This window comes from Mycoplana ramosa (assembly GCF_041930185.1).
GTDB lineage: Bacteria > Pseudomonadota > Alphaproteobacteria > Rhizobiales > Rhizobiaceae > Mycoplana > Mycoplana ramosa.
In genome coordinates, this window is record NZ_JBHEEW010000004.1 from 33783 (window position 1) to 57380 (window position 23598).

Genomic DNA, 23598 nt, shown 5'->3' on the forward strand with positions numbered 1-23598 from the left:
GGTGACGCAATGACGGTGGTGGCAGACGGCTTGGAACGCGAACTCTCGTCCGCACGTCGCAACGTCTTTCTGCTGACCATGGCGCAGGCGATCCTTGCTTCCGCCGGGCCGATCGTCTTCTCCATCGGCGGCATCGCCGGCTACGAGCTGCTTGGCGAGGACAAGTCGCTGGCCACCGCGCCGCTGACCGGCTTCAACATCGGCGTTTCGCTTGGGGCGGTCCTGGTCGCCATACTGGCGCGCCTGCTGGGGCGCGCTTACGGCTTCGTCGCCGGCGCCGTGATTTCCGCCATGGGCGGACTGATGGCGGCGATTGCGCTGTTCCGCTCGGATTTCTGGATGATGGCGGCGGGCTTCCTGCTGATCGGCATATCCTCCGGGTTCGCCCAGAAGATTCGCTTTGCTGCCGCCGACGCCTCGCCCTCGTTCTACAAGCCACGGGCGATTTCCTGGATCCTTGCCGGCGGCGTGATTTCCGCCGTGCTTGGCCCGCAGCTCGTGATCCTGACCAAGGACCTGTTCGAGCCCGTCCTTTTTGCCGGCGCCTTCGTCGCCATGGTGCCGCTGTCGCTCACGGCGATCATCCTGTTTTTGCTGCTGCGGCTGCCGGACACGTCTTCGGCAAGAGCCGGGCAGCATGCCGAGCCCACCCGCCCGCTTGCCGAAATCGTTCTGAGCCAGCGGTTCCTGACGGGCATGATCTGCGGCATATCGAGCTATGCGCTGATGACCTTCATGATGACGGGCGCGCCGCTCGCCATGGTGATCGGCTGCGGCTTTTCGCAGGACCTCGCCACCCTCGGAATCCAGTGGCACGTGCTTGCGATGTTCGGTCCGAGTTTCTTCACCGGCATGCTGATCCAGCGCTTCGGCACGGAGAAGGTGGTCGCCGCCGGGCTGCTGGTGCTGATGGCCTGTGCCGCCATCGCCCACGCCGGGATAGAGCTTTGGAACTTCTGGGGCGCGCTCATACTGCTGGGCGTCGGCTGGAACTTCGGGTTCATCGGCTCCACGGCGATCGTCGCTTCGAGCTACCGGCCGCACGAGGCCGACAAGGTCCAGGGTTTTCATGACATCGTGCTCTTTGGCACAGTCGCCCTTGCCTCGTTCTCGTCGGGCAAGGTGTTCAACGCCTATGGTTGGCAGACGATCAACCTCGTCTTCTGGCCCGTCGCGGGACTGAGCCTCGCCCTCGTCCTGGCGTTGGCCTACCGCGAGCGAAACCGGCGGCGTTGACCCGCCTGCCGCAAAAATAAGCTCTTCCGGCCATTTGCGGCCTGTCGCGGCGTCTTGACGCAGGCGATTCGCCCTTGCACTCTCTCCACGTCGTCAACTGCCCGCATTGTGAGGAGGCAAGCGGGCCGCTGGCGTTTTTTATGGCCGCAGCGGAACGGAACGCGGCTTCACAGGAGGAAATAGCGAAATGACCATTTTATTGGGCGTTATCGCATGCGGGTTGCTCTCGGTGGCTTATGCCATCTGGGCGACACGGTCGGTGCTTGCCGCCGACCAGGGGAACGCCCGCATGCAGGAAATTGCAGGCTATATCCGGGAAGGGGCGCAGGCCTATCTGACCCGCCAGTACAAGACCATTGCAGTCGTCGGTGTGGTCGTCTTCATTGCCGCCTGGCTTCTTCTGTCCTCGACCGCCGCCATCGGGTTTCTGATCGGCGCCGTTCTCTCCGGTGCAGCCGGCTTCATCGGCATGCACGTCTCCGTTCGCGCCAACGTCCGCACGGCCCAGGCGGCCTCGGTCAGCCTGGCGTCGGGTCTGGAGATCGCCTTCAAGTCGGGCGCGATCACCGGCATGCTGGTCGCAGGCCTCGCGCTGCTCGGCGTCTCCATCTACTACCTGATCCTGACCCAGGTGCTCGGCCACGATCCCGCCTCGCGCGACGTCATCGACTCGCTCGTCGCCCTCGGCTTCGGTGCCTCCCTCATCTCGATCTTCGCCCGTCTCGGCGGTGGCATCTTCACCAAGGGTGCGGATGTCGGCGGCGACCTCGTCGGCAAGGTCGAGGCCGGCATCCCCGAGGACGATCCGCGCAACCCGGCCACGATCGCCGACAACGTCGGCGACAATGTCGGCGACTGCGCCGGCATGGCGGCCGACCTGTTCGAGACCTATGCGGTGTCGGTCGTGGCGACGATGGTGCTCGCGGCGATCTTCTTCGGCGGCACGCCGATCCTGGCGACGGCGATGATCTATCCGCTCGCCATCTGCGCGGCCTGCGTCATCACCTCGATCATCGGCACCTTCTTCGTCAAGCTGGGCACCAACAACTCGATCATGGGGGCGCTTTACAAGGGGCTGATCGTCACCGGCCTGCTGTCGGTCCTGGGTATCGGCGCAGCGACGTCGCTCACCGTCGGCTGGGGCTCGATCGGCACGGTCGCCGGCATGGATGTGACCGGTACCAACCTGTTCATCTGCGGTCTGCTGGGGCTGGTGGTGACGGCGCTCATCGTCGTCATAACCGAGTACTACACCGGCACGAACAAGCGCCCGGTCAACTCGATCGCCCAAGCCTCCGTCACCGGCCACGGCACGAACGTCATCCAGGGGCTCGCGGTTTCGCTGGAATCGACGGCGCTGCCGGCGATCGTCATCGTCGGCGGCATCATCGCCACCTACCAGTTGGCCGGCCTCTTCGGCACGGGGATCGCCGTAACCGCCATGCTCGGCCTTGCCGGCATGATCGTGGCGCTCGACGCCTTCGGTCCGGTCACCGACAATGCCGGCGGCATTGCCGAGATGTCCCACCTGCCGCCGGAGGTGCGCAAGTCCACCGATGCGCTCGACGCGGTCGGCAACACCACCAAGGCCGTGACCAAGGGCTATGCAATCGGCTCTGCGGGTCTCGGCGCGCTGGTGCTGTTCGCCGCCTACTCCAACGACCTGTCCTACTTTGCCGCCAACGGCGACAAGTATCCCTACTTCGCCGGCATCGGCGAGATCTCCTTCGATCTCTCCAACCCCTACGTCGTGGCGGGTCTGATCTTCGGCGGTCTGATTCCGTATCTTTTCGGCGGCATCGCGATGACGGCGGTCGGCCGCGCTGCCGGTTCGATCGTCGAGGAGGTGCGCAGGCAGTTCAAGGAAAAGCCAGGCATCATGGCGGGCACGGACAAGCCGAACTACGGTCGCGCCGTCGACCTTTTGACCAAGGCGGCGATCCGCGAGATGATCGTGCCGTCGCTGCTGCCGGTGCTGGCGCCGCTGGTCGTCTACTTCGGCGTGCTGCTGATCTCCGGCTCCAAGGCCTCCGCCTTTGCCGCGCTGGGTGCCTCGCTGCTCGGCGTCATCGTCAACGGGCTGTTCGTCGCGATTTCCATGACCTCCGGCGGTGGCGCCTGGGACAATGCGAAGAAGAGCTTCGAGGATGGCTTCGTCGACAAGGACGGTCAGCGTCACATGAAGGGCTCGGAGGCCCACAAGGCCTCCGTTACCGGTGATACCGTTGGCGATCCCTACAAGGACACGGCCGGACCCGCCGTCAACCCGGCGATCAAGATCACCAACATCGTGGCGCTGCTGTTGCTGGCCGCGCTGGCTTAGGCAGTCTGTGCGCAAAGAAAAAACCGCGAGGCGCGCCTCGCGGTTTTTTCGCGCCGGTTATTGTTGCTGTGCGCCGAGTGCGTTGCGGATGGCCGCATTCGGGTCACCGCCGCCCTTCAGCAGCTGGCCGAGGAAGGTGGTTTCCACGCCGCCGGTCGGCGTCGTGCGCGAGATCATGTCGAACGGCACGCCGTCCTGCAGCGCATAGTTCGCCAGCCGGTCGACGTTGCCATCTTTGTTGAAATAGACGGCGAGGATGCTCTGCTCGATGATCTTCGGTTTCATGAAGGCGACCGGACGCGCGCGCTTCTGCGAGATGTAATAGAAGACCTCGCTGTCAAAGGTGGCTGTCGTCGAAGGTGTTCCGAGCGAGAGCAGCACCTGCTCCCGGGACGAGCCGACAGGTGCAAGCGCCAGGGTCTGTTCATCGACGATGTAGCCCTGGTTGAGGACTTCACCCGTCTGGCAGCCGGCAAGGACGCTGGTGGAAAGGGCGAGGGCAATCGTGGCGTTGCGCAGAAAAATCATGTCAGTCCTGAAATAGCATCTCTTCAACGACAATCCCCTTGAGGCTAAGATGGCCGGCGAGCCATTGCAATTCGTGCATGCTTCGGTAAACCAGCTTCGGCTGTCATGCAACACGACACCGGCGGCTCGCTCTCCTTCAATCAGCCAAAACTGGGCGTTATGATGATTTTCGGCCTGTTCAGGAAAAAAAACGGCAACCAGCGGATCGTCGAACGCCAGTACGCCCACCTGACGGCCGCCGCTCGCCAGCCTTTTCTCTATGAGAGCCTTGACGTTCCCGACACGGTGATGGGGCGCTTCGAGATGCTGTCGGGCGTGTTGATCCTGTATTTCCGCCGAACGCGCGCCTCCGCGTCGGGGCAGGAAATCGCCCAGCAGATCGTCGACGCGTTCTTCCAGGACGTCGATCACTCGATCCGCGAACTGGGCATCAGCGACGTCGGCGTGCCGAAACGGATGAAGAAGCTCGCCGGCCGCTTCTACGGGCGACTGGAGTCCTATGCGGCCGCTCTCGGTGCCGGCGACCGTGACGCTCTTGCGCAGGCGTTGCGGCGCAATATTCACCCCGATGCGGGGGACGAGGCGCCTGATATGCAGGGACTCGCCCGCTATTTCTTCGCCGCCGAAGCGCACCTGGCGGCACTGGACGAACTGACTATCGAGACCGGAACCGCGCAACTGCCAGCCGCGGGCCCAGACTGACCGGTGCAGGTCACCGAGGAAGCACCATGAAGCACGACGAAGAGACACCATTTTCCTATCCCGTGAAGGTCGGACACATCTCAGCCAATCCGGTCGAGGTGAAGATTGCCGCCGATGCGAACGAGTGCCGCGCGCTCGCGCGCCAGTGGGACATTCGCGAGGTCCGGTCTTTTTCTGCCGACCTGCAAGTCCAGCGCTGGAAGAAGGACGGCGTTCGGGTGAAGGGCCGGGTAAGGGCCGACATCGTCCAATCCTGCGTGGTGACGCTGGAGCCGGTGGAATCGCAGATCGATGAGCCGATCGATGCCGTGTTCGTTCCCGAGGGCTCGAAGCTGGCCCTCCACCCCGTTGTCGAGGGCGGCGAAATGCTGCTCGATCCGGACGGGCCCGACAGCCCGGAGGTCTTTCAGGGGGACACGATCGACGTCGGTGTCGTCGCTGCCGAATTCGCGGCGCTGGCGATCGATCCCTATCCGCGCAAGGCGGGCGTCGTGTTTCCCGGTCACGTCGAACATACCGATGAAGATAGCGAAAGGCCGTCTCCGTTTGCAGTCTTGAAAGACTGGAAAAAGGACTGAATGGGCATCCACGGCCCGGATAATTCGGTTGTCACCCGGACGAAAAGCGGTATTTTGACCGCAATTCCGCCCAGGGGGCTGGAGAAAAGGACAAGACTCGCGTGGTCAGAATTTCCGTTGATGTCATGGGTGGCGATATCGGCCCGCAGGTCGTTATCCCTGGCATAGCCAAGGCACTCGAACGTCACCCCGACATTCGTTTTTGCCTGTTCGGCATCGAAGAACAATGCCGGCTGTTGCTTGAGCAATACCCCAAGGTCAAAGACGCCAGCACCTTCACCCACTGCGAGCTCGCCATCGGGATGGATGAGAAGCCGAGCCAGGCGCTGCGGCGCGGCCGCGGCAAGTCCTCCATGTGGATGGCGCTGGACGCGGTCGCGAAGGGGGAGGCCGACGTCGCCGTCTCGGCCGGCAACACCGGCGCGCTGATGGCCATGGCGAAATTCTGCCTGCGCATGATGGCCAATATCGAGCGCCCGGCTATCGCCGGCATCTGGCCGACGCTGCGGGGCGAGAGCATCGTGCTCGACATCGGGGCGACGATCGGCGCGGACGCCAACCAACTGTTCGACTTCGCGCTGATGGGCGGCGCCATGGCGCGCGCGCTGTTCGAGATCGATCGCCCGACGCTCGGCCTGCTCAATGTCGGTGTCGAGGAAATCAAGGGTCAGGAAGAGGTCAAGGCCGCCGGCCAGCTGATCCGCGAGGCCAATTTTGACACGATCGACTACTATGGCTTCGTCGAAGGCGACGATATCGGCCGTGGCACCGTCGACGTGGTCGTGACGGAAGGCTTCGCCGGCAATATCGCGCTGAAGTCGGCGGAAGGCACGGCCCGGCAGATCGCGGAATACCTGCGCGCGGCCATGACGCGCACCTGGCTGGCAAAGCTCGGCTACATTTTGGCCAAGAGTGCCTTCGACCGGCTGCGCGAGAAGATGGATCCGCGCAAGGTCAACGGCGGGGTGTTTCTCGGTCTGAACGGCATCGTCATCAAGAGCCACGGCGGGACGGATGCGGAAGGCTTTGCCGCGGCGGTTGATGTCGGCTACGACATGGCCCGCAACGGGCTGAAGGAAAAGATCGAGAACGACCTCAAGAGATATCATGCGGACCGACCCGTCGAAGGCGCGGCCAGCAGCATGAGCGACGGGATATAGGAAGACAGATGATCCGTTCAGTGGTTCGCGGGTTCGGGACGGCGCTCCCGAAGCGGGTGCTCACAAATCGTGAGCTCGAAAGCATGGTCGACACGTCCGACGAATGGATCGTGCAACGGACCGGCATCCGCCAGCGCTACATCGCCGGCGAAGGGGAAACGACGGCTTCGCTCGGCGAAGCGGCCGCGCGTGCGGCCTTGGACAACGCCGGCCTGACCGCCGACGACATCGACCTCATCATCGTCGCGACGTCGACGCCCGACAACACCTTTCCGGCGACCGCCGTCAACATCCAGAACCGGCTCGGCATGCACCACGGTTTTGCGTTCGACGTGCAGGCGGTCTGCTCCGGCTTCGTCTACGCCGTCACCACGGCGGACGCCTATATCCGCGGCGGGCTGGCGCGGCGGGTGCTGGTGATCGGCGCCGAAACCTTCTCGCGCATCCTCGACTGGACCGATCGCACGACCTGCGTGCTGTTTGGCGACGGCGCCGGCGCCATCGTGCTCGAGGGGCAGCAGGGCGAGGGGACGGTCGCCGACCGCGGCGTGCTCACGGCGCAACTGCGCTCCGACGGCGCCCACAAGGACAAGCTCTATGTCGACGGCGGTCCCTCCACCACCGGCACGGTGGGCCACCTGCGGATGGAGGGCCGCGAGGTCTTCAAGCATGCCGTCGGCATGATCACCGACGTGATCGTCGCCGCCTTTGATGCGACCGGGCTTTCGGTCGACGATCTCGACTGGATGGTGCCGCACCAGGCCAATCGCCGCATCATCGACGGGTCGGCGAGAAAACTCGGCATTCCGCTGGAGAAGGTCGTCGTCACCGTCGATCTGCACGGCAACACCTCGGCGGCGTCGATCCCGCTCGCTTTGGCCGCGGCTGCAAGCGATGGTCGCATCAAGCGGGGCGACCTGGTGCTGCTGGAGGCGATGGGCGGCGGGTTCACCTGGGGGGCGGTGCTGTTGCGCTGGTAGCCGAAATCGACCGCCACCGGGTTCCAACGGCGCTTGACCGGCGCGGGCAAGAGAAATAGTCTTGCCTGATAAGCAAACGCTTTCAATAAGAAACGGTGGGAGAAGATGAGCGGCAAAACCGTGACACGCGCAGATTTGGCCGAGTCAGTTTTTCGTAAGGTCGGCCTTTCCAGAACCGAATCGGCGGAACTGGTCGAAACCGTCATCGACGAGATTTGCAACGCTATCGTGCGTGGCGAAAGCGTGAAGCTGTCCTCCTTTGCGACCTTCCAGGTGCGCAACAAGAACGAGCGCATCGGCCGCAACCCCAAGACCGGGGAGGAGGTTCCGATCTCGCCCCGGCGCGTCATGACCTTCAAGGCGTCGAACGTGCTCAAGCAGCGGGTTCTCAAGGCCCACACGGCGCGCAAGGCCAAGCAGAAGCAGCAATCCTCGGCGCCATGATCGTCGCGGCCTTGGATGCCGCAAATTCTTCGCTTGAAAAAGCAGGCGCAACCCGCTGAAATGCAACGATTCGTTTGCTGGAGTTCCGGCGTGCGAGTCGACCCCGTCATTCGGTGAGGTGTACCGATGGAAAAGAGCCCCGACGCCTTCCGCACCATCAGCGAAGTGGCCGACGACCTTGACCTGCCCCAGCATGTGCTGCGGTTCTGGGAGACGCGGTTTTCGCAGATCAAGCCGATGAAGCGCGGCGGCGGACGGCGCTATTATCGCCCCGACGACGTCGAGTTGCTCAAGGGCATCCGCCATCTGCTCTATGATCACGGCTACACGATCAAGGGCGTCCAGAAACTTCTGAAAAACAACGGCAACAAGTTCGTCGCGGCGATCGCCAGCGGCGATCTGGCGACCGTCGAGGCGCTGGCCGCCGCAAGCCAGGATGAGCCGGCCGCGCCGAAAACCGCCGACGACGACCAGATCGTCGGCCGCGCCAAGGCGCCCGCCAGCCGCCGCTTCTTCTCCTTCGTCGGCGGCAGCGACGATGCGCCGGAGGTCTCGATCGGCAAGAGCAGCGTCGGCAAGGAAGACCGGGCGCTGCTGCAGGAAGCGCTCTACGACCTCTTGGAGTGCAAGCGCCTGCTCGACCAGGTGCGTTGACGCCGAAAAGGCGGCCGACGGCGACTACAGCCGCCCGAAGGGGAAGCGGGGTCGGAGCAACAATCGGCGAACGCCGCTCACGGCCGTCGGCCTGATGCGCGGGTGGCGGATCGGGCGAGCCGCGCCCCGCCAGCGCATTTCCGATGCGAGCCCCCGTGCGTCCCAGCCGCCGCACGGCCACCGCATACGGCACCCCAGCGCAATAACAGTCCTTCCGCCTGGCGCATTCCTTCCGGAAGACGCGACGCCTCTGGCCGGACGGTTCGGCCGCGCGCCGCCCGATTGGCCGGCCCGTGCCGGCCGCCCAGGCGCCCTGGGGGTGAAGGGCGGCCGCGCCGGTCCGTTCCTCGGCATCACCCGGCGGTGCACCGCGTGCACCGTCCCCTCGACGTCGGCGCGAAACCGGTCCGGCTTATCGCGTCCGCCTGCGGGTCCGCCCCCGCGGCGGCGCGGCGGCAGCTCAAGGTTAACGAATACCCCGCGCATCCCTCGAAAGCGGTGCAGTCCACAAAATTTATTTACCAACCTCACCCAAATGGGTGAGGCGGACCCGTCTTTTTGCCTGTTACCACTCTCCCTGAGCGCCGCCGGATGGCCGGCGGAGAGGACTTCGCAGCGACACGAGCGGGTGCCCGGCCGGCAGGATCGGCCCGGGCACCGCGACCGGCGATCGTCTGCACGGAGGCGGGGAGCAGGGGCAAACCAGTGACCAACGAAAAGCGGACCGCGCGGGCCAACCCCGCGCCGGACAGCGCAGATTAATCAAAACACATGAACGCGCCTCTGGACGGCGGCGGCGAGCCGGCGCGGCTCGCCCGCGTCCTGACGGCGGCAATCAACAGATATGGACGGGAGATTTGAAATGACCATTATTGGAACGCTAGGCGACGACACCCTCACCGGCACGGACGGCAACGACACGATCGACGGACGGGCCGGCGACGACATCATTCACGGTCTGGCCGGTTTCGACACGCTCCACGGCGGCGACGGCAACGACACCGTCAGCGGCGGCGCCGGTGAAGACTACATTATTGGCGGCGCTGGAAATGACTCGCTCTACGGCGAGGACGACAACGACGAGCTGTTCGGCGAGGAAGGCGACGATGCCATCGACGGCGGCGATGGGCAAGACACAGCGGGTTATGAAGGAAATTGGGCTGACTACAGCATCACCGAGATCCGCCCCGGCGTCTACAGGATAAAGGACAATCGTTCGGGCTCGCCGGAAGGTACCGACGAAGTCACCGACGTCGAGCACCTGAATTTCGGCTATGGAACCGATATCCTTGACATCGCGGATGCGGTCAACAACACGTCGCCGTCGGGCACGCCGGACGCGGAACTTGAGGGCGGCGTTGAGGACACCGATTACGAAGTCAGCACGGCGGACCTGCTGTCTGGGCTCAGCGATGTGGACGGCGACGAGCTGTCGATCACGGCGATCGCCGCCAACAACGGCGCGGAGGTCACCCTCAACGAGGCCGGCGACGGCTACACGGTGACGCCGGCCGCAAACTTCAACGGCGTCGTGACGCTGACCTACACCGTCAGCGACGGCAACGGCGGCGCGCATGAGGTGACGCAGACGATCGAGTTTGCCGCGGTCAACGACGATCCGTCGGGCACGCCGGACGCGGAACTTGAGGGCGGCGTTGAGGACACCGACTACGCCGTCAGCACGGCGGACCTGCTGTCGGGGCTCAGCGATGTGGACGGCGACGAGCTGTCGATCACGGCGATCGCCGCCAACAACGGCGCGGAGGTCACCCTCAACGAGGCCGGCGACGGCTACACGGTGACGCCGGCCGCAAACTTCAACGGCGTCGTGACGCTGACCTACACCGTCAGCGACGGCAACGGCGGCGCGCATGAGGTGACGCAGACGATCGAGTTTGCCGCGGTCAACGACGATCCGTCGGGCACGCCGGATGCGGAACTTGAAGGCGGCGTTGAGGACACCGACTACGCCGTCAGCACGGCGGACCTGCTGTCGGGGCTCAGCGATGTGGACGGCGACGAGCTGTCGATCACGGCGATCGCCGCCAATAACGGCGCGACGGTCACCCTCAACGAGGACGGCGATGGCTACACGGTGACGCCGGTTGCAAACTTCAACGGCGTCGTGACGCTGACCTACACCGTCAGCGACGGCAACGGCGGCGCGCATGAGGTGACGCAGACGATCGAGTTTGCCGCCGACAACGACGATCCGGTCGGCGGCGTGACGATCAGCGGCGAGGCGAAGGAAGACGGCGTGCTGACGGCGGACATCAGCGCGCTGGCGGACGAGGACGGCCTCGATAATGCTGAGTTCACCTACCAGTGGATGCGCGACGGGAATCCGATCGCTGACGCGACCGACGCGAGCTACACGCTTGGCCAGGCCGACGTCGGCGCGAAGATCACCGTGGTCGTCAGCTACACCGACGGTCTGGGCACGCAGGAGAGCGTCACCAGTGCGCCGACGCCGGCCATCGCCAACGTCAACGACCTGCCTTCGGGCGGCGTGACGATCAGCGGCGACGCGGCAGAAGACGGCGTGCTGACGGCGGACATCAGCGCGCTGACGGACGAGGACGGCCTTGACCCTGCCGGCGTCACCTACCAGTGGCAGCGCGACGGGGAGGACATCGACGGGGCGACCGACGAGACCTACCGGCTGACACAGGCCGACGTCGGTGCGGTGATCTCCGTGATCGTCAAATACACGGACGGGCAAGGCACCGAGGAGGAGGTCATCAGCGATGCCACCGATCCCGTCACCGACGTTCTGCATGTTCCCGTCGCGGTGAACGACGCGGACGCGGTCGTCGAATACGCGGAAGTTTCCGGCAACGTGACCGCCAACGACACCGACGCCGACGGTGATGTGCTCAAGGTCACCAGTGTCTCTGGCGCTTCCGGCACCGTTGCCGCCGGGATCGCCATCGCCGGCCGCTATGGCACGCTGACTTTGGACGCCGATGGCAACTACACCTACGTTGCCGACAACGCCGAAACGCTGGCCGCCGGCCAGAGCGGCGTCGACGTCTTTACCTACCTGGTCGACGACAATGCGGGCGGCACCACCACGGCCACGCTCACGATCACCGTCAACGGCACGAATGACGGCACCGATGGCGACGATCTGCTGCGCGGCACCAATGCCAACGAGACCTTCTCGGGCGGCAAGGGCGACGACATCATCGACGCCAGGGGCGGGAACGATGTTCTCGACGGCGGCGAGGGCGACGACATCCTCAAGGGTGGCACCGGCAACGACATCCTCAGGGGCGGGGCTGGTCTCGACGTCCTCGTGGGCGGTGACGGCGACGACACCTACGAGCTGGAGGCGGGCGACGACGTCGTCGTCGACACGACGGGGGTCGACACGATCACCTCGACCATCAGCCGGAGCCTCGCCGCCTACGCCGGAATCGAGAACCTGACCCTCTTGGGCTCGGACGCGATCAACGCCACCGGCAACAGCGGGGCCAACGTGCTGACCGGCAACGACGCTGCCAACGTGCTCAACGGCGGCGGTGGGGCGGATCGGCTCGTCGGCCTCGGCGGCAACGATACCTACATCACCGACGGCGGCGACACGATCGTCGAGGCGGCCAATGGGGGGATCGACACCGTCCAGTCCAGCGTCTCGCTGACGCTCGGCGCGAACCTCGAAAACCTCGTCCTGACCGGCAGTGCGCTGAACGGGACCGGCAACGGGCTCGCCAACGTCATCACCGGCAACGGCGGCGCGAACACGCTGAACGGCGGCGGCGGTGCGGATCGGCTCGTCGGCGGCGCCGGCAACGATACCTACATCACCGACGGCGGCGACACGATCGTCGAGGCGGCGAACGGGGGGATCGACACCGTCCAGTCCAGCGTCTCGCTGACGCTGGGCGCGAACCTCGAAAACCTGGTCCTCACCGGCAGCGGGACGTTGAAGGGGACCGGCAACGCACTCGCCAACATCATCACCGGCAACAGCGGCGCAAACGTGCTGGACGGCGGTGCGGGCGACGACAGGCTCAACGGCGGTCTTGGCAACGACACGCTCAATGGCGGCCTTGGCAAGGACACGCTCACCGGCGGCGCCGGCAAGGACGTGTTCCTGTTCAACTCGAAGCCGGCTTCGAGCAACATCGACACCATCACCGACTTCTCGGTGACGGATGACACGATCCACTTGGAGAATGGTGTGTTCACCGCGCTGACCAAGGTGGGCAAGCTTTCGGCGGCTGCGTTCACCAAGAACACCAGCGGGCTTGCGACCGACAAGGACGACCGCATCATCTACGAGACGGACACCGGCAAGCTGTTCTACGATGCGGACGGCAACGGCAAGGGGGCGGCGGTCCATTTCGCCACCCTGACGAAGAACCTCGGCCTTACGGCGGACGATTTCTTCATCATCTAAGCGACAATTGCCCCCGGCGCCAAACGGCGCGCCGGGGGCAACCTTTCGAAGGCCTTGGGGTCACCAAGGGCGTGCGCGCCCTGTCGGGCCGCGCGCATTTTGCCACCGTCGCATCGGGGCAAGCGCAAAATCAAAAAAATGACGCATGACGCCGCGGAGAGCGCCGAGCACCGGCAGGCTCGATTGCCAGCCAGTGATGAGGTCGGTCTCGCCGTTGTGACATCCGCAAGTCCTGATAACGGTTCCGGCGAAGGCCTTCCGCCTCAGGCGGCGACGGAAAATCCTGTCCAGGCGCTTGGTCGCCAACCCGCATCGCTCATGGCGTGAGCGGCCGAGGCAATGCCATTCCTCCTTGGGTTTCCCCTGGAGCATCGTGCTTCCCCTGCAGCTTCGGACCAGTTGAAACCGTTTTTTTTAGTTCCTGTCCGTCAAGGAACCGCGGTTCCGGGCTGGAATCCGGCTTGCCTGCGCATCTCGGTGTAGACATCGCCTGGACACACTTCCATGGCGGTCGCCCCGATTGATGATATGCTGCCTCAGTTGCAGGAGGTCGCGGGGACGCAAACGGAGGCGGGTTCATGGACGCCGCAGACCGCAAGGAGGGACGAGATGTCGACTCCCACATGTGGCGCCGGCCGTTGGACCAGGTCTATGCCGACCTGCGGACCCGACCCGATGGGCTCAACACGGCGGAAGCCGCGACTCGGCTTGCGGCGCAGGGGCCGAACCTCCTCGAAGAACCGGCCCGCCAGCGTCTCGTTGTCGGCCTGCTGAAGCGCTTCACCAACCCGCTTGTGCTGATCCTGCTGTTCGCCGCATCGATCGCCGCGCTTACGCACGAGCAGGCGAGCGTGTTCATTATCGGGGCGATCGTCATCCTGTCGGTGCTCATCGACTACGTGCAGGAACAACGCGCAGAGACGGCCGCCGAGGCGCTGCGCCAGCGCGTGGCGCTGAGCGTGGCGGTCCTGCGCGAGGGGCGCCCCCAGGATTTGCCTGCGGCCGCGCTGGTGCCCGGTGATGTGGTGCTGCTATCCGCCGGCAACCTCATTCCGGCGGACTGCCGGCTTCTCCGATCGGAGGATTTGTTCGTCAACGAGGCGTTGCTGACGGGGGAGCCATATCCGGTCGAGAAGGACGCCAGCGACGCACCGGCGGCGGAGGACACATCGACCCCGGCCAACGGGGTGTTCATGGGGTGCTCCGTGGTCAGCGGGACGGCGCGGGCGCTGGTCGTGGCGACCGGGCGCGCCACGCGGATCGGCGATATCGCTGGCGCGCTGCGCAAGGAGCCGCCCGCGACGGCGTTCACGCTCGGCATCCGCAGCTTCGGCATGCTGATCGTCCGGCTTACGGTGCTTCTTGTCCTGTTCGTCCTGCTGGTCAACCTGCTTCTCGACCGGCCGCTGCTCGAATCCTTCCTGTTTGCCATGGCCCTTGCCGTCGGTCTGACGCCCGAGCTCCTGCCGATGGTCATTTCGGTGACCCTTGCGCGCGGTGCCGTTCGCATGTCGCGCGAGCAAGTGATCGTGAAGCGCCTTTCCGCCATTCATGATCTCGGCAGCATGGACATCCTGTGCAGCGACAAGACCGGCACGCTCACCGAAGCCCGCATCAAGCTTGTGCGCGAGGTCGACCTCGACGGCGGCGAGAGCAAAGACGTGTTTCAGTGGGCCTATGTCAACGCCGCCTTCGAGACCGGGCTGAAGAGCCCCCTCGACGAGGCCATCATCGCGGCGGCACCGATCGACATCACCACCTGGCGGAAGATCGACGAGGTGCCGTTCGACTTCGAGCGGCGGCGCGTCTCGATCCTTGCCGAGCGCGATGGTCGCCGATTCCTGATCGTCAAGGGTGCGCCCGAAGACGTGCTCGCGCATGCGTCGAGCTACCGGCTGGCCGAAAGCGAGGCCGTCCGGCCCCTCGACGACGGCGCCCGTGCCAGGGCTCTGGCCACCCTCGATCGCCTTGGGGACGAAGGTTTCCGCCTCCTTGGCGTTGCCTGGCGCGAGGTCGAGCCGCAGCGGGACCATGCCGGCGCCACGGACGAACGCGAGCTGACCTTTGCCGGCTTCGCGGCCTTCCTCGATCCGCCGAAGGACAGCGCACGCGCGGCGCTGACGGCACTGGCCGATCTCGGCGTGTCGGTGAAGATCATCACCGGTGACAACGAACGGGTGACGCGGCATGTGTGCTCGGTGCTAGGCATTGCGATCGAAGGCATCCTCAACGGGCCGGAACTCGCGAACCTGAGCGACGAGGCGCTCTTCGCCCGCCTTCCTGCAACGACCCTCTTCTGCCGCGTTACGCCGCCCCAGAAGGCGCGGATCATCCGTGCCCTGCGCCGCCGTGGGCACGTCGTCGGCTATCTCGGCGACGGCATCAACGACGCGCCGTCGCTCCAGGCGGCCGACGTCGGCCTGTCGGTCGATGGAGCGGTCGACGTTGCCAAGGACGCGGCCGCGCTGATCCTCCTGAAGCATGATCTCAAAGTGCTGGTGGAGGGGGTGCGCGAGGGACGGCGGACGTTCGCCAACATCATGAAATACGTGATGATGGGTACGAGCTCGAATTTCGGCAACATGTTCTCCATGGCGGGCGCGGTCGTGATCCTGCCCTTCCTGCCGATGTCGCCGGTGCAGATCCTGCTCAACAACCTGCTCTACGACACCTCGGAAATCGCCATCCCGTTCGACCGCGTCGACGAGACGATGATCGCCCGCCCGCGCCACTGGGACATGGATTTCGTTCGCGATTTCATGCTGGTGCTCGGGCCGGTCAGTTCCCTGTTCGATTTCTTCACCTTCGGTCTGCTGCTGTGGGTCTTCCAGGCGGGCGAAGCATTGTTCCATGCGAGCTGGTTCGTCGAGTCGATGATGACGCAGGTGCTGGTGATCTTCGTGATCCGGACACGGGCGCGACCTTGGCGGAGCCGGCCGCATCCGCTGCTGGCCGCCTGCTCGCTCGGAATCGTGGCCCTGGCGGTCTCCCTGCCGTATACACCGCTTGCCGCCTGGTTCGGCTTCGTTCCCCTTCCACTCGACGTCCTGCTCACGCTCGCGGCGGTGACGGCGTTGTACCTGTTGCTGGCCGAGCAGGCGAAGCATTGGTTTCTTTCGCGACATAGAAAGGCATGGCGCAACGCGTCGTGAGTTTCGGAACCGTGCACAACGCAGAGCGCGCAATTTGTGCAAGACCAGGCCGCTACCATCCGGCATGTCTCGTTCCAGACAAGGCGTTCGAGACAAGCGGGGCAGATAGATCTTTGAAGAGCGGTCGCGCCGGCGAGGGGATCGGAAGGGGCCTTCGATGAACGTTCTCAAGACGGTGGCAAGCCGCATCGAGCCGATGAAATCCTGGGAGCCAATCCGCCCGCGCAGCACGCTTCGAAATTTCGTCTGGAGCGCCAGCGGTTTCCATCAGTTCTACGTCGGTGCGGTTGCCCTCGGTGTTTCCCTTTTGAACTTCGTCCCGATTGAATTGCAGCGGCGCATTATTGACGATGCGGTTGGCCACAAGGACATCAGAAAGCTGGCCGTCCTGGGCAGTTTCTACCTGGCGGTCCTGGTCACCTATTCGAGCCTGAAATTCGTGTTGATGATCTATCAGGGCTGGGTCGGAGAAAGCGCGACCAAGACGGCGCGCGATCAACTGGCCGAAGTGGCATCCCACAGACGCGGGCGACCCAGCGAGGCCGGTGGACAGACAGCCAACGTGATCGGCAACGAGATCGATTCGGTCGGCGGGTTCGTGGGCACCAGTATCTCGGAATTTGTCGTCAATGTCAGCATGACGATCGTCGTCTTCACATACATAGCCTACATGGAGCCGGTGATTGCCCTATTCAGCGCCGGCGCTCTGGTCCCTCAGTTCGTTGTCGCCAGATACTTGCAGAAGAGCCTGAACAAACTGGTCGAACGGCAGATCATGCTGGTGCGCAAGCTTGGCGATCAGGCCGTCGATCATTCTTCAAGCCAGATCGACATGCTCCATGCGGCGTTGCGGACGACAAGGACGATCTTCAGGAACCGGATCGAACTTTATCTTCTGAAGTTTGGCTTGAAGGCGCTGCTCAATATCGCCAACTCGTTCGGCTCTCTGTCGGTTCTGATCGTCGGCGGCTACCTGGTGATCAAGGGCGAGACGACGATCGGAACGGTGGTGGCCTTCATCTCCGGATTTCAACGCCTGTCAGACCCCATCGGCGACCTGCTCGATTTCTACCGAAGCTATTCGCAAACAAAGGTGCAGTATCAAATGATCGTGGCATGGATCGGCGAATGAGCACCCCAAGGCGACCCGGCGATCCGCAGGTTGACATCAGCCCGGGCGACGACGGCTTCACCATGATCGCCGCTGGCTGATGGGGTAGGGCGTCGGTGCGACGTGAAGGATTGAAAGGTTCTGCGTCCTCATGGCGCAGATCTACCTCGCCATTTCGCCATATCGCCTCACTTTTGCGATCCATTGCTTCCGCTTTGCGTCGCTCACCCCTTCCACCCCGCCGAAAAGGGATTGGCGCACAGGCCGGATACCCGCCATGTGCAGGATTCCGCGTCGAAGCGTTGCAATGCCATGGTTGAGAAACCAGAGGCGATACAGGATCGCCGGCATGCCCATCGTGACGATGATACGGGCGGAACGCCCCTTCAACAGCGCCTTCAGGCCGGTGCCGGCGTCCGCATACTCGAAAGCCACGCCCGGCCGCATCACCTGCTCGAGAAAGGCCTTCAGCAAGGCGGGCATGGTTCCCAGCCAAAGCGGAAAGATGAACACCAGGTGTTGTGACCATTGGATATCGTTGATGGCGATGCCAAGCTCTTCCGGGTATTGCCGGTTTTCGAACTGCTTTTGCGATTGCAGCATGGGAAAGTTGAATACCGCGAGATCGATGCGGCGTACCAGATGTCCGCCCCGGATCGCGCCCTCGACATAGGCATCGGCGATGGCGCCGCAAAGGTGCCGCTCACTCCTGTCGGGATGCCCATCGATTACAAGGATCCGCATTCCTAGGCCGTCCATCCATCTCTTTTGAAAATATAGGCGGATTAAAGGGAGCTCGCATTGATTCTCCGCAAAACCAGCATGCTTGAAGAACGGATCCCGCCCTGGGTCGCATTGTGTTTCTCGCCGGGATCCGCAAAAATTGCGGCGGACATTTGAGGGCCATCGATCGCTTCCGACCGGATGGAGCACAACTGGCATCAGCCTTCGGGTCCAGCCTGACGTTTCGATTCAACGCATTGAATTCGTTTGGCTTTGGTGAGCGCGCAGGGATTCGAACCCTGGACCTACTGATTAAAAGTCAGTTGCTCTACCGGCTGAGCTACGCGCTCCCAGGCGGGGGGTGCGCGCGCCCCGCGGAAGTGCGCGGACATATAGCAGGCGGCTCTTTTCGGTCAACCCGTAAAATCGCTTCGCCCGCGGCTTTTGCTGCATTTCGCCGCGGTCGCCAAAAGGTGATTGGCTCACAAGCACTTGGCCGGTTATGGAAGCAGCGTCTGTCCGGCCGTGGATCGGGATGTCCGACCTTATATCGGAGGCGTCCGGCGGGTGGGATAATCGCGGAGTGCCTGACGGCGTGCGGGCCGTGTCGTTTGCGGGGTGACTGCTTGTCTATTGCTGAAATATCGCTCCTGAGCGCGCTTCTGGCCGGAACGCTGTCCTTCCTCTCGCCCTGCGTGCTGCCGCTGGTTCCACCCTATCTCTGCTACATGGCCGGCATTTCGGTCGAGCAGTTCCGCGGCGGCACCGTCGCCTCCGACGACGGCCGGGCGCGCAAGGCAATCCTTCTGTCGGCGCTGTTCTTTACGCTCGGCTTTGCGACGGTGTTCGTCGCGCTTGGCGCCGGCGCCTCGACGATCGGCATGGTCCTGCGGCGGCACCTGGACGTGCTCGCCCAGGTCGGTGGCCTCATCATTGTCCTGATGGGGCTTCACTTCCTCGGAATTCTGCGGATCGGTTTCTTTGCCCGGGAGGCCCGCTTCCAGGGCGGCGGCAAGCCGGCCACGCTTTCGGGGGCCTATGTCATGGGCCTTGCGTTCGCCTTCGGCTGGACGCCGTGCATCGGGCCGGTCCTCGGGGCAATTCTTGGGGTGGCGGCCGCGCGCGACACCGTGGGCGAGGGGGCCATCCTGCTCGCCGTCTATTCTCTGGGCCTTGCCGTCCCGTTCTGGATCGCCGCCGGATTTTCCGGCTCGTTCATGCGCTTCCTGATGCGCTTTCGAAAGCACTTGGGCACGGTGGAGCGTGTCATGGGCGTGCTGCTCGTGTTGACCGGACTTGCGTTCATGTTCGGCTACATCAGCTCGGTCGCCATCTGGTTCCAGCAGACCTTCCCCATTCTTTCGCAAATCGGCTGACCACCGATCCCGCGATTTCCGATCGCGCCGGTTTCGCGCCGGGCGAAGTTGCGATAGAGCCGGCGCTGAACGAAGAATAGCGTCGGGGATTCGCGGGTCGCATGGCGGAAATAACGGGACTGGTGCTGCCGTTCTTCGGCATGATCCTGCTGGGCTACCTGGCCGCGAAAATCACCCGACAACCTGCCGAGGCGCTCGGCTGGCTCAACACGTTCATCATCTACATCGCGCTGCCGGCTTTGTTCTACAGGCTCGTCTCGAAGACACCGATCGAGCAGTTGACGCGCGTTGATTTCATCCTTGCCAATGTCAGCGCCACCTACCTGGTGTTTGGGCTAATCTTCGTCATCGGCTTTTATCTCCGGCGCGCCACCGTTGCCGAGGCCACGGTCCAGGGGCTTGCCGCAGCCTATGGCAACATCGGCTACATGGGGCCGGGGCTGGCGCTACTGGCATTCGGCGAGCCGGCGGCGGTGCCGGTGGCGCTGGTCTTCTGCTTCGAGAACATGCTGCATTTCACGGTGGCGCCGGCGCTCATGTCGTTCTCCGGCGGCGACAGGCGCTCGGCCGTCGCGGTCGCCTCTGACGTCGTCCGGCGAATCGTGACCCATCCGTTCATCCTCGCAACAGCGGCGGGTTTTGTCGCGGCCTTCCTCTCCTTCGAGGCGCCCGCACCGCTGCAGCGGTTGATCGATTACCTGGCGCAGGCGGCCGCACCCTGCGCGCTGTTTGCCATGGGCGTGACGCTGGCGCTGCGGCCGTTGAAGCGCGTACCGGCGGAGATCGCCTACATCGTGCCGGCAAAGCTCCTGCTCCTGCCGCTGGCGATGTATCTGGTGCTCGGCGCTTCCGGCAACTTCGATCCGGTCTGGGTTTATACTGCCGTCCTGCTTGCCGCGCTTCCGACCGCGACCAACGTCTTCGTCATCGGCCAGCAATACGGCGTCTGGCAGGAGCGCGCCTCGGCGACGATCCTGATCACGACCGTTCTGTCGGTCGCAACCGTCACGCTTCTGCTTTACCTGATCAAGTCAGGCCTGCTTCCGGCTGACCCGTTCCCTTAAGGAATCGCGGAAGGCCTTGAGCGAGCCGCCGGGTTCGACGCCCTCGCGCATCACCACGCTGCGCAGCGGCCCGAGCGCGGACAGCATGTGCAGGCCGGCCGTGCGCAGGATCTGCACGGGCAGGAAAGCCGAAAGCAGCGAGCGATTGAGCAGGTCGACGCTGGCGGTCCGGCTCTGGATATCGGCGCGCCGACGACGGTCGAACGCATCGCCGATCGTTGTGATCGGCTGGCCGGGATCGTTGAGGAGGTCGCGTAGCGCCATCACGTCGCGCAGGCTGAGGTTCAGTCCCTGGGCGCCGATCGGCGGAAAGGCGTGGGCGGCCTCGCCGAGCAGGACCACCTGGCCCTTGCCGAAGCGGTCTGCCTGCATGCCGGAGAGCGGGAAGGTTTGCGGCGAGCCTTCGACGGAGACGGCGCCGAGGATCGATTGCATGCGCTCTTCGACGGCGCGGCTGAGTTGATCAAGCGGGAGCGCGCGCTTTGCCTCCGCGTCCGCCGGCGACAGCACCCAGACGAGGCTGGAGCGGCGGCCGGGCAATGGCACCTGCGTGAAAGGGCCGCTTTCGGTGTGGAACTCGGTCGAGATGTTTGCGTGTGGCAATTCATGCGTGAAGTTGAGCACAAGCGCCGTCTGCGGATAGGTCCAGGTGTGTGCGGCTATGCCGCTCTGGCGCCGGACCTCCGATTGGCGGCCATCCGCACCGACAACAAGGTTCGCCAGGATCGCGGTCCCGTCGGTGAGGTGCAACTCAACCGCGTTGCCGGAAGAACCAAGGCGCTGGAGCGTCGTTGCGAAGCGGGTGATCGTTTCGCGCTCGGCAATGCGGCGTTCGAGATTGTTCAGGAACGGCGCGTTGGGGATGTTGTAGCCGAAGGCTGGCAGACCCACCTCGCTGGAGCGGAAGCTGACCGGCGGGGCGCGGAAGAGCCGCGACGTGCCGTCGAGGATGCGCATCGTCTCGAGGGGCGCTGCGACGTTTTCGATTTCGTCCCACAGCCCGAGTTCCTGGACGAACTCGATCGAATGGGCCATTAGCGCCGTCGTGCGGCCGTCGTGCGGGCGTGCGGCAGGGGCCACCAGCGCCACGCTTCGACCCGAATCGGCGAGGGCCAATGCCGCCAGATTGCCAGCCAGGCCGGCGCCGACGACGGCGATATCAAAGGCTTTCATGCGGTGTACTTCTTTCGACACATGCTTACCCACAGAATTGCCCGCAGGTCATTTCTGGCAAACTAAGCCTGAAATCTGGCAAAATCCATGGGTAGAAACGGCGCAGGTGCGCCGCGCGTCTGCGACGCGCCAGCCGGTTGCCCGATTTTCGCTGGAAGCCGCAGCCAATCAGTGCATATTACGGACGAAAAGCGTGCGCTGTCAGCAGGTAAGGCCGCACAATTCAGAAGGCGGGGCGCCCGGCGGGGGCAAACAAGGCAGGCGATGAAGTTTTTCAATTACCGACGCGTTCCCTATGCCGAGATCCGGGCCTTTTCCGTGCACATCCTGACGGCATCGGGCTCCTTCCTGGCCTTTCTCGGTGTCGTCGCTGCCGCCGAGCATCGCTTCGTCGACATGTTCTGGTGGTTGGGGCTGGCGCTGCTGGTCGACGGCATCGATGGGCCGATTGCCCGAAAGGTGCGGGTGAAGGAGGTCCTGCCAAACTGGTCGGGGGATACGCTCGACAACGTCATCGACTACGTGACCTACGTGCTGTTGCCCGCCTTCGCCCTCTACCAGAGCGGCATGATCGGTGAACCCTGGTCGTTCGTTGCCGCGGGCGCGATCGTCGTGTCCAGTGCCATCTACTATGCCGACATGGGCATGAAAACGGACGAGAATTTCTTCTCAGGTTTCCCAGTCGTTTGGAACATGATCGTCTTCACGCTGTTCGTCATCAAGGCGAGCGAGGTGACGGCATCGATCGTCGTCTTCGTGTCCGTCTTTCTGACATTCATGCCGATCAACTTCCTGCACCCGGTCCGGGTGCAGCGCCTGCGGCCGCTCAACCTCATCGTCTTCTTCGCTTGGGCGGCCTTTGGCGGCTACGCGCTTCTGCTGCATTTCGAGACGCCGCAATGGGTGGTCCTCGGTGTTGTTGGAACCGGGATCTATCTTTACATTATCGGCGCGGTGCTGCAGTTGTTCCCACGTCTCGGAAAACACTGATCCCTGGGGAGAAGTCAGATGACACAGGCAATCGTCATCCGGTCGCTCGGCGGTCCCGAGGTGCTGAAGGTCGAGGAGATCGAGTTGTCGCCGCCCGGGCCGGGTGAGGTCCGTATCCGCCAAGCCGCGATCGGGCTGAACTTTATCGACGTCTATTTCCGGACCGGCCTCTACAAGACCGATCTGCCGTTCATTCCCGGCAAGGAGGGGGCGGGGACCGTGACCGCCCTTGGCGAGGGGGTAACGGAGTTCGCCCTCGGAGATCGCGTCGCCTACGCCTCGGCCGATGGCGCCTATGCGGCCGAACGCAACGTTGCGATCAGCCACCTGGTCAAGGTACCGGATGAGATCTCGCTGGAGACCGCGGCGGCGATGATGCTGAAGGGCATGACGGCGCAGTACCTGCTGCTTCAGACCTTTCCGATCAAGCCGGGCCATGTGGTCCTGTTCCATGCGGCGGCCGGCGGCGTCGGCCTGATCGCCGGCCAGTGGGCGAAGGCGCTCGGAGCGACCGTCATCGGTACAGCCGGATCGAAGGCGAAGATCGACCTGGCGCTGGCGCACGGCTACGACCATGTCATCGACTACACCAAGGAAGATTTTGCCGAGCGCGTGCTGGAACTGACCGGCGGCAAGAAATGCGACGTGGTCTATGATTCCGTCGGAAAGGACACGTTCCCCAAGTCGCTGGACTGCTTGAAGCCGCGCGGAATGTGGGTGAGTTTCGGCAACTCCTCCGGCCCGGTGGACGCCTTCAGCATCGGGTTGCTGGCGCAGAAGGGCTCACTGTTTGCCACCCGCCCCACGCTCTTCCACTATGTCGCGACACGCGCCGAGCTAGACGCATGTGCAAATTCCCTCTTTGATGTTGTGCGCAGTAACAAAGTGCGTATCAATATAAATCAGACTTATCCGTTGGCGGAAGCGGGGCGCGCCCACGCGGATCTGGAAACAAGAAAAACAAGTGGAACGACGCTGCTTGTTCCCTGACGCGGTAGC

General features: G+C 64.0%; 18 protein-coding genes and 1 tRNA gene. 15 read left to right on the forward strand and 4 right to left on the reverse strand.

Translation table 11 applies throughout. The features are described from left to right. Nucleotides 1-9 precede the first annotated feature (9 nt). Nucleotides 10-1236: an MFS transporter gene (locus JNC62_RS06245; protein WP_374837014.1), complete on the forward strand. Its 1227-nt coding sequence runs from the start codon at nt 10-12 to the stop codon at nt 1234-1236. Between the two features lie 187 nt (nt 1237-1423). Beyond that, on the forward strand, nt 1424-3559 hold the full coding sequence (locus tag JNC62_RS06250) for a sodium-translocating pyrophosphatase (protein WP_374837016.1): 2136 nt from the start codon (nt 1424-1426) through the stop codon (nt 3557-3559). Nucleotides 3560-3616: 57 nt separating this feature from the next. Here JNC62_RS06250 and JNC62_RS06255 read toward each other — a convergent pair whose 3' ends face one another. Beyond that, complete coding sequence (locus JNC62_RS06255) at nt 3617-4120, reverse strand: outer membrane protein assembly factor BamE (protein WP_374837018.1); 504 nt, start codon at nt 4118-4120, stop codon at nt 3617-3619. 72 nt (nt 4121-4192) lie between these two features. Between JNC62_RS06255 and JNC62_RS06260 the strand changes: the two genes are divergently transcribed. The 9 genes from JNC62_RS06260 (at nt 4193) to JNC62_RS06300 (ending at nt 17294) form a co-directional block, all read left to right on the forward strand. After that, entirely contained in the window at nt 4193-4789 is a 597-nt protein-coding gene (locus JNC62_RS06260; protein WP_374837019.1) for a ubiquinol-cytochrome C chaperone family protein, read from the forward strand. 26 nt (nt 4790-4815) lie between these two features. Next, a complete protein-coding gene (locus JNC62_RS06265) occupies nt 4816-5367 on the forward strand; it encodes a YceD family protein (protein WP_374837021.1) in 552 nt (183 codons plus the stop codon). A gap of 101 nt (nt 5368-5468) precedes the next feature. Then, the gene (gene plsX, locus JNC62_RS06270) at nt 5469-6527 is read left to right on the forward strand and encodes a phosphate acyltransferase PlsX (protein ID WP_374837023.1); all 1059 of its coding nucleotides are present in this window, start codon (nt 5469-5471) and stop codon (nt 6525-6527) included. 8 nt (nt 6528-6535) lie between these two features. After that, nucleotides 6536-7507 (forward strand): beta-ketoacyl-ACP synthase III, encoded by a 972-nt coding sequence (locus JNC62_RS06275; protein WP_374837025.1) that lies wholly within the window; start codon nt 6536-6538, stop codon nt 7505-7507. A gap of 105 nt (nt 7508-7612) precedes the next feature. Continuing rightward, complete coding sequence (locus JNC62_RS06280) at nt 7613-7951, forward strand: integration host factor subunit alpha (RefSeq protein ID WP_374837027.1); 339 nt, start codon at nt 7613-7615, stop codon at nt 7949-7951. 126 nt (nt 7952-8077) lie between these two features. Further along, the gene (locus JNC62_RS06285; protein WP_310415759.1) at nt 8078-8605 is read left to right on the forward strand and encodes a MerR family transcriptional regulator; all 528 of its coding nucleotides are present in this window, start codon (nt 8078-8080) and stop codon (nt 8603-8605) included. Between the two features lie 862 nt (nt 8606-9467). Beyond that, the gene (locus tag JNC62_RS06290) at nt 9468-13010 is read left to right on the forward strand and encodes a beta strand repeat-containing protein (RefSeq protein WP_374837029.1); all 3543 of its coding nucleotides are present in this window, start codon (nt 9468-9470) and stop codon (nt 13008-13010) included. Nucleotides 13011-13588: 578 nt separating this feature from the next. Next, a complete protein-coding gene (mgtA, locus tag JNC62_RS06295; protein ID WP_374837031.1) occupies nt 13589-16162 on the forward strand; it encodes a magnesium-translocating P-type ATPase in 2574 nt (857 codons plus the stop codon). Between the two features lie 157 nt (nt 16163-16319). Then, on the forward strand, nt 16320-17294 hold the full coding sequence (locus JNC62_RS06300; RefSeq protein ID WP_374837032.1) for an ABC transporter transmembrane domain-containing protein: 975 nt from the start codon (nt 16320-16322) through the stop codon (nt 17292-17294). A 141-nt stretch (nt 17295-17435) separates the two neighbouring features. Here JNC62_RS06300 and JNC62_RS06305 read toward each other — a convergent pair whose 3' ends face one another. Together JNC62_RS06305 and JNC62_RS06310 are read right to left on the reverse strand one after the other, a co-directional pair. Further along, nucleotides 17436-18215 carry an NAD(P)H-dependent oxidoreductase gene (locus JNC62_RS06305; protein WP_374837034.1) on the reverse strand — a complete coding sequence of 260 codons (780 nt, stop codon included), beginning with the start codon at nt 18213-18215 and terminating at the stop codon, nt 17436-17438. 55 nt (nt 18216-18270) lie between these two features. Further along, nucleotides 18271-18346, reverse strand: a tRNA-Lys gene (locus tag JNC62_RS06310). Between the two features lie 276 nt (nt 18347-18622). On the opposite strand from JNC62_RS06310, the gene JNC62_RS06315 reads away from it, so the two are divergent. Beyond that, nucleotides 18623-19372, forward strand: coding sequence for a cytochrome c biogenesis CcdA family protein (locus JNC62_RS06315; protein ID WP_374837036.1), 750 nt, complete (start codon nt 18623-18625; stop codon nt 19370-19372). A 101-nt stretch (nt 19373-19473) separates the two neighbouring features. Beyond that, nucleotides 19474-20436, forward strand: a complete 963-nt coding sequence (locus tag JNC62_RS06320) for an AEC family transporter (protein ID WP_374837038.1) — start codon at nt 19474-19476, stop codon at nt 20434-20436. On the opposite strand, the gene JNC62_RS06325 is transcribed toward JNC62_RS06320, so the two are convergent. Then, complete coding sequence (locus JNC62_RS06325) at nt 20404-21609, reverse strand: UbiH/UbiF family hydroxylase (RefSeq protein WP_374837040.1); 1206 nt, start codon at nt 21607-21609, stop codon at nt 20404-20406. The two genes, JNC62_RS06320 and JNC62_RS06325, sit on opposite strands and share 33 nt — an antisense overlap. 264 nt (nt 21610-21873) lie before the next feature. Between JNC62_RS06325 and pcsA the strand changes: the two genes are divergently transcribed. Further along, nucleotides 21874-22599 (forward strand): phosphatidylcholine synthase, encoded by a 726-nt coding sequence (gene pcsA, locus JNC62_RS06330; RefSeq protein WP_374837042.1) that lies wholly within the window; start codon nt 21874-21876, stop codon nt 22597-22599. Nucleotides 22600-22617: 18 nt separating this feature from the next. Continuing rightward, nucleotides 22618-23589, forward strand: coding sequence for a quinone oxidoreductase family protein (locus tag JNC62_RS06335; protein WP_374837043.1), 972 nt, complete (start codon nt 22618-22620; stop codon nt 23587-23589). Nucleotides 23590-23598: the final 9 nt, after the last annotated feature.

Excerpts from the sequence above, each read along its gene's own strand:
- JNC62_RS06245 (WP_374837014.1), top strand. The coding sequence starts at position 10 with ATGACGGTGGTGGCAGACGGCTTGGAACGCGAACTCTCGTCCGCACGT.
- JNC62_RS06250 (WP_374837016.1), top strand. The coding sequence starts at position 1,424 with ATGACCATTTTATTGGGCGTTATCGCATGCGGGTTGCTCTCGGTGGCT.
- JNC62_RS06260 (WP_374837019.1), top strand. The coding sequence starts at position 4,193 with ATGCAACACGACACCGGCGGCTCGCTCTCCTTCAATCAGCCAAAACTG.
- JNC62_RS06265 (WP_374837021.1), top strand. The coding sequence starts at position 4,816 with ATGAAGCACGACGAAGAGACACCATTTTCCTATCCCGTGAAGGTCGGA.
- JNC62_RS06275 (WP_374837025.1), top strand. The coding sequence starts at position 6,536 with ATGATCCGTTCAGTGGTTCGCGGGTTCGGGACGGCGCTCCCGAAGCGG.
- JNC62_RS06280 (WP_374837027.1), top strand. The coding sequence starts at position 7,613 with ATGAGCGGCAAAACCGTGACACGCGCAGATTTGGCCGAGTCAGTTTTT.
- JNC62_RS06285 (WP_310415759.1), top strand. The coding sequence starts at position 8,078 with ATGGAAAAGAGCCCCGACGCCTTCCGCACCATCAGCGAAGTGGCCGAC.
- JNC62_RS06290 (WP_374837029.1), top strand. The coding sequence starts at position 9,468 with ATGACCATTATTGGAACGCTAGGCGACGACACCCTCACCGGCACGGAC.
- mgtA (WP_374837031.1), top strand. The coding sequence starts at position 13,589 with ATGGACGCCGCAGACCGCAAGGAGGGACGAGATGTCGACTCCCACATG.
- JNC62_RS06300 (WP_374837032.1), top strand. The coding sequence starts at position 16,320 with ATGAACGTTCTCAAGACGGTGGCAAGCCGCATCGAGCCGATGAAATCC.
- JNC62_RS06305 (WP_374837034.1), bottom strand. The coding sequence starts at position 18,215 with ATGCCAGTTGTGCTCCATCCGGTCGGAAGCGATCGATGGCCCTCAAAT.
- JNC62_RS06320 (WP_374837038.1), top strand. The coding sequence starts at position 19,474 with ATGGCGGAAATAACGGGACTGGTGCTGCCGTTCTTCGGCATGATCCTG.
- JNC62_RS06325 (WP_374837040.1), bottom strand. The coding sequence starts at position 21,609 with ATGAAAGCCTTTGATATCGCCGTCGTCGGCGCCGGCCTGGCTGGCAAT.
- pcsA (WP_374837042.1), top strand. The coding sequence starts at position 21,874 with ATGAAGTTTTTCAATTACCGACGCGTTCCCTATGCCGAGATCCGGGCC.
- JNC62_RS06335 (WP_374837043.1), top strand. The coding sequence starts at position 22,618 with ATGACACAGGCAATCGTCATCCGGTCGCTCGGCGGTCCCGAGGTGCTG.